Consider the following 5,944-nt stretch of genomic DNA (forward strand, 5'->3'; position numbering starts at 1 on the left):
AAAAAGGGAATGTCGGTAGGCTTAGCAATCATGGCAATTGGCACTTTTATTTTTGTTCCTGCCGCAAAAGCCGAATCATATCCTCTGTTTTTGGCTGGTTTATTTACGATAGGCATTGGTTTGACACTTTTGCAAACAGCCTCGAACCCCTATGCAACAATTCTGGGGCCGCGAGAAAGTGCCGCACAACGTATTAGTATTTTAGGAATTGCCAATAAAACCGCAGGAATCATCAGTCAAAAAGTTTTCGGTGGAATTTTATTGGCAGGAAGTGTAGCAGGTGCAACTCTATCATCAAAAGAACAACTTGCAAAAGTTATCACTCCATACATGATACTCACGGGCGTTTTGATTGCACTGGCTGTATTAATTTTATTAACCAAAGGTTTACCCGAAGTAAGCGAAGAGCAAGAAGGCAACGACAATTCAATAAACTCAGGTAAAACAAGTATCTTCGATTTTCCGAACTTAGTTTTGGGCTTGGTTGCCTTATTTTGCTACGTAGGCGTTGAAGTAATTGCCGGTGATTCTATCATAAGTTACGGCATGTCTTTAGGTTTTTCGAGCGAGGAAGCCAGCCAATTTGGTACTTATACACTATGGTTGATGATGCTTGGCTACGTTTTAGGCATAATTTTGATACCAAAATATGTTTCTCAGCAAACTTGGCTAAAACTTTCATCTATTTTTGGCATAATCGTTACTATATTTGCACTCATAACCACTGGCTTTACGTCAGTGCTATGTATCGCAATTTTAGGCTTAGCAAATGCCATCATGTGGCCCGCAATATGGCCACTTGCTATTGATGGGCTTGGGAAATTCACAAAAACAGGTTCAGCATGGTTGATAATGATGATTGCAGGTGGAGCAATTTTACCACTTGTCTATGGAAGTTTGGCTGATTCATTGCAAAATTCGCAAACTGCCTATATCATCATGATTCCTTTATACGGTTTTGTACTCTATTTTGCGATGCTTGGTTATAAAAAGAAGACTTGGTAATTTTCATCAATTCTATAAACCAACATTTTTGTGCAACAATCTTTTATAATTTCAGCTGTACGTACACCAATCGGTAGTTTTGGTGGTGCATTAGCAAGTATTTCGGCACCAAATCTTGGTGCGACGGCCATCAAAGCGGCCATCGAAAAAGCAGGTATCGAACCTAATCAGGTTGAGGAGGTACTTTATGGCAATGTGTGTCAGGCAAATGTTGGTCAAGCACCAGCCCGTCAGGCAACACTCGGAGCAGGATTAAGCAATAAAACCAATGTCACGACCATCAATAAAGTTTGTGCATCGGGCATGAAGTCAATCATGTTTGGTAGCCAATCCATCGAATTGGGTCAAAACGATATTGTTGTGGCTGGTGGTATGGAAAGCATGTCAAACATACCATTTTATTTGTCGAAAGCACGTTATGGTTACGGATACGGCAATGGCGAATTGATTGACGGCTTGGCTAAAGATGGTCTAACGAATGTTTATGACAATAAAGCGATGGGCTGCTTTGCAGATGCAACTGCCCAAAAGTTTGAAATAAGCCGAGAAGAACAAGATGCTTTTGCCATTCAATCATACAAACGTTCGGCCGATGCTTGGGCAAGCGGAGCTTTTGCGAATGAAGTGACGCCAGTTGAAGTCACTGACCGAAAAGGAAATGTGAAGGTAATTGCCGAGGATGAGGAGTTCAAAAACGTAAATTTTGAAAAAATTCCAACTTTACGCCCGGTTTTTACGAAAGAAGGAACAGTTACGGCAGCCAATGCCTCAACAATCAACGATGGTGCAGCGGCTTTAGTTTTGGCGTCATCGGAAGCAGTTGAGAAAAATGGTTTAAAACCAATTGCAAGAATCATTGCTTACGCCGATGGCGAGCATGAACCAGAGTGGTTTACGACTGCCCCAATCATTGCCGCTGAAAAAGCATTAAAAAGAGCCGGTTTGACCATTGCTGACATTGATTACTTTGAAGTCAACGAAGCATTTGCGGTAGTTCCAATGGCTTTTGCCAAAAATTTTGGTATAAGTCACGAAAAACTTAATATTTTTGGTGGTGCAGTATCGCTCGGACACCCACTAGGTTGCTCAGGTGCAAGAATTGTTACGACTCTATTAAACGTATTACATCAAAAAAATGCCAAGTTTGGTATGGCAGCCATTTGCAATGGCGGCGGTGGTGCAAGTGCCATTATTATTGAAAAAATTTGATATTTATAAACAAAATTCAAACCTTGCGAGCACATTCTAACTCGTAAGGTTTTTTTTTATTGCAATGAAAGTAAATTCTGATTCAAGTAGTGCATTACAAAAGTTTTTTGGTCCTAATCAAATATTAGTACAAGCCACCTCTCCCGGTAGAATGGACGTAATGGGTGGAATAGCCGACTATTCGGGTTCGATGGTTTTGCAAAAATCTATTTCGCAGAAAGCAACCGCTACTATCGGAATCAGGAATTATAATCAACTTCATATCAAAAGTTTGGATATTGGCTCTCAAAATGAAATTTATATTGATTTAGATGAGATTCCAAACAACTACAACGAGGCTCAGAAATACTTAAAAAACATTGATGGCGGAGATTGGGCATCATACATTGTTGGCTGTTATTTAGTTTTAAGCAATGAGAAAAAGATAAAATTAGGCGGCCTCGACATCTTGATACAATCGGAAGTACCTGTTGGTAAAGGGGTTTCGTCATCGGCTGCACTTGAAGTGGCCACCTTGAAAGCAATTACTGAACTCTTTCATGTAGAATTAACTGATACTGAACTACCAAAATTGGCCCAAATGGCCGAGAATTTGGTTGTCGGAGCTCCATGCGGTTTGATGGACCAACTTGCCTCTTATTTTGGTGATAACAATAAGCTACTACCTATTTTATGCCAACCCGACAGACTTTATGACTTAGTAGAAATTCCCGAAAACTTATACTTTGTGGGAATTGATAGTGGCGTAAAACACGCTGTTAGTGGTGCTTCATATAGCGAGGTCCGTGCAGCAGCTTTCATGGGTTATTCAATTATCGCACAAAAAATAGGCGTCTCAAAAGAAGATTTAAAAACGAAGAAAAATTCAGAATTACCATTTGGAGGATTTTTGAGTAATATTAGTCCATCTTTATTTGAAGCAGACTTTGCTCGTAGCCTCAACTCAATGTACGGTAAAGATTTTATCCATGATTTTGGTGTAGTTACCGACGCTCTTTCAGTCATCAAACCTGATACTTTTTACAATATAAAGGCCTGTGCAAAACACCCGATTTACGAAAACTATCGTGTAAATTCTTTCAAACAGTTGTTAAAGTCAGTCAACGAACACAATTATGAAGATACACTTCCGATTATGGGAGAACTCATGTATCAAGCACATGAAAGTTATAATAATTGCGGGTTGGGTAATGAAATGACTGATAAAATTGTGAATATGGCAAGAATAAAAGGCTATCAAAATGGCGTTTACGGAGCAAAAATTACAGGTGGAGGAAGTGGCGGAACCGTCTGCCTAATGGTTTATGGCGAAAAAGGACTTCAATCAGCCAAACAACTATTTGAAGATTACCAAGCACAAACCAATCAAAATTCACTGGTTTTCTTTGAGTAATTACCAAAAGCCTTTTTATAATTTTACACTTCACCACAAAATGAAAAAAATATTTGCCTTATCTTCATTGATAATCGTGCTGATTTATGGTTGTAAAACTTCTAAATCAAGCACCTATGTAGCCGTACCGAAAAAAGGCTTAATGGCTTTTTTGAAGTACAATGAAAATTTCAAGCCAATGATTTCTGCCCATAGAGGTGGTGGTGACATTGCGGGTTATCCAGAAAACTGCATCGAGTCATTTGATTTTTTGGCCAAACAAATGCCCGCTATCATCGAATGTGACATCGAATACACGAAAGATAGCGTATTGATGATGATGCACGATAATTCACTCGACCGCACAACCACTGGAAAAGGAAAAATTATTGAAAAAAACTGGTCAGATTTCAAGTCGGTAAAATTGAAAGACAACGCTGGAAATCTGACTAATTTTGAAATACCTACACTCGAAAAAGTTTTAAATTGGGGAAGAAATAAAGTAATTTTCACGCTTGATGTAAAACGAAATACACCATACCGAAAAGTAGTTGAGATGGTTGAAAAACTAAAAGCCGAAGAATATTCTGTCATTATCACTTACGATGTCAATCAAGCGAAAGAAGTTTACAAGCTCAACCCAAATTTGATGATTTCGGTGACGATTCGTGATATGAAAGAATATGAACGATACCAAAATGCTGGAATTCCCGATAAAAATATGGTTGCCTTTATTGGAACTCGTGAGCCAAACAAAGAATTCAATGATTTTCTGCACAAAAAGGGTATTTGCACCATTCTCGGAACACTTGGAAACCTTGATAAGATGGCAGCCGCAAAAAGTGATAATTTATACAACGAATGGGTGAAAAATGGTGCAGATATACTTTCAACCGACCGAGCCATTGAAGCATTCAAAGCAATTAGTACAAAATAAACACTACCTAACCGAATTTTGACTATATTTGAATATACTAAACTAATATAAAACCAATGAAAAAAATCCTAACCACGGCCCTGTGTATTTCCTGCGGCCTCACATTCGGACAATCTGCTCTTAAACCAAAAATCAATGCTGGTGCTGATGCCATCGAGAAAAAAGTTATTTCTTGGCGTCGTGATTTCCATGAGCATCCAGAACTTGGAAACATGGAGATAAGAACAGCTAAAATTGTAGCTGACCATCTTCGCTCGCTCGGAATTGAGGTACAGGAAAATGTGGCGGTTACTGGTGTTGTTGGAATTTTAAAAGGCGGAAAACCTGGTCCAGTGGTAGCCCTTCGTGCCGATATGGACGGACTTCCAGTTACTGAACGTGTGGATATTCCTTTTAAATCTACTGTTAGCACAGTTTATAACGGACAAAAAACGGGGGTAATGCACGCTTGCGGACACGATTCGCACGTCGCAATTTTAATGGGTGTGGCAGAGGTTTTATCTTCAATGAAAAATGAAATAGCAGGAACGGTCAAGTTCTTATTTCAACCAGCCGAAGAAGGTGTTTATGACCCAAAACTATTGAAAAATGGCAAATCTGGTGCTGAATTGATGGTGATGGAAGGTGTAATGGAAAACCCAAAGGTTGATGCAGTTTTTGGTTTGCATATAAGCTCGGTTACTGAAGTTGGCACAATCGGCTATCGTCCGGGTGCTACAATGGCAGCTGTTGACCAATTGGCAATCAAGATAAATGGCAAGCAAACGCATGGAGCCAATCCATGGTCGGGTATTGACCCAATCGTTACAGCCTCTCAAATTGTAATGGGTTTACAAACAATTGTAAGTAGAAACGTAAATATCACAGAAAACCCAGCTATTGTTACAGTTGGTGCGATTCACGGTGGTATTCGCCAAAATATTATTTCTGAGTCATTGGATATGATTGGAACAATCAGAACTTTTGGCACAGAACAACGTGATTTAGTTCATAGAAGAATCAAAGAAGTGGCCACGAACATTGCCGAAAGTGCTGGTGCGAAAGCGGATGTAACGATTGATACGGGCTATCCAGTAACCTACAATGACCCAGCTTTAACTGAAAAAATGATTGGTTCGGTTGAAGGTATAGCAGGAAAAGAAAATGTAAAAGTTCAGCCAGTACAAACAGGAGCAGAAGACTTTAGTTTCTTCCAACAAAAAGTACCTGGTTTCTTCTTTTTCTTAGGTGGAAAACCCAAAGGTAGCACAACTCCTGCCCCACACCATACACCTGATTTTTATATCGACGAATCTGGCTTTACGCTAGGTGTAAAATCTCTAGCAGCTCTGACAGTAGATTATATGGAAATGAATGCCGTAAAAACTACTGATAATCAAGCAAGTGCAACAAATAAAAAAGCAAAAAAGAGTAAATAAATA

5 protein-coding genes are annotated in these 5,944 nt (G+C 39.3%); all 5 read left to right on the top strand.

Annotation, left to right across the window (positions count from 1 at the left end):
* Positions 1 to 1,005, top strand: a 1,005-nt coding sequence (gene gluP, locus ACOVO2_RS12885; RefSeq protein ID WP_421770372.1) for a glucose/galactose MFS transporter, incomplete at its 5' end; no start/stop codon positions are given.
* A 30-nt stretch (positions 1,006 to 1,035) separates the two neighbouring features.
* The gene (locus ACOVO2_RS12890) at positions 1,036 to 2,214 is read left to right on the top strand and encodes a thiolase family protein (protein ID WP_421770373.1); all 1,179 of its coding nucleotides are present in this window, start codon (positions 1,036 to 1,038) and stop codon (positions 2,212 to 2,214) included.
* A gap of 64 nt (positions 2,215 to 2,278) precedes the next feature.
* The gene (locus tag ACOVO2_RS12895) at positions 2,279 to 3,607 is read left to right on the top strand and encodes a galactokinase (RefSeq protein ID WP_421770374.1); all 1,329 of its coding nucleotides are present in this window, start codon (positions 2,279 to 2,281) and stop codon (positions 3,605 to 3,607) included.
* Positions 3,608 to 3,647: 40 nt separating this feature from the next.
* Complete coding sequence (locus ACOVO2_RS12900; protein ID WP_421770375.1) at positions 3,648 to 4,523, top strand: glycerophosphodiester phosphodiesterase family protein; 876 nt, start codon at positions 3,648 to 3,650, stop codon at positions 4,521 to 4,523.
* 56 nt (positions 4,524 to 4,579) lie between these two features.
* Positions 4,580 to 5,941: an amidohydrolase gene (locus tag ACOVO2_RS12905; RefSeq protein ID WP_421770376.1), complete on the top strand. Its 1,362-nt coding sequence runs from the start codon at positions 4,580 to 4,582 to the stop codon at positions 5,939 to 5,941.
* Positions 5,942 to 5,944 lie beyond the last annotated feature (3 nt).

It is taken from the genome of Emticicia sp. (assembly GCF_049241225.1).
Lineage (GTDB): Bacteria > Bacteroidota > Bacteroidia > Cytophagales > Spirosomataceae > Emticicia.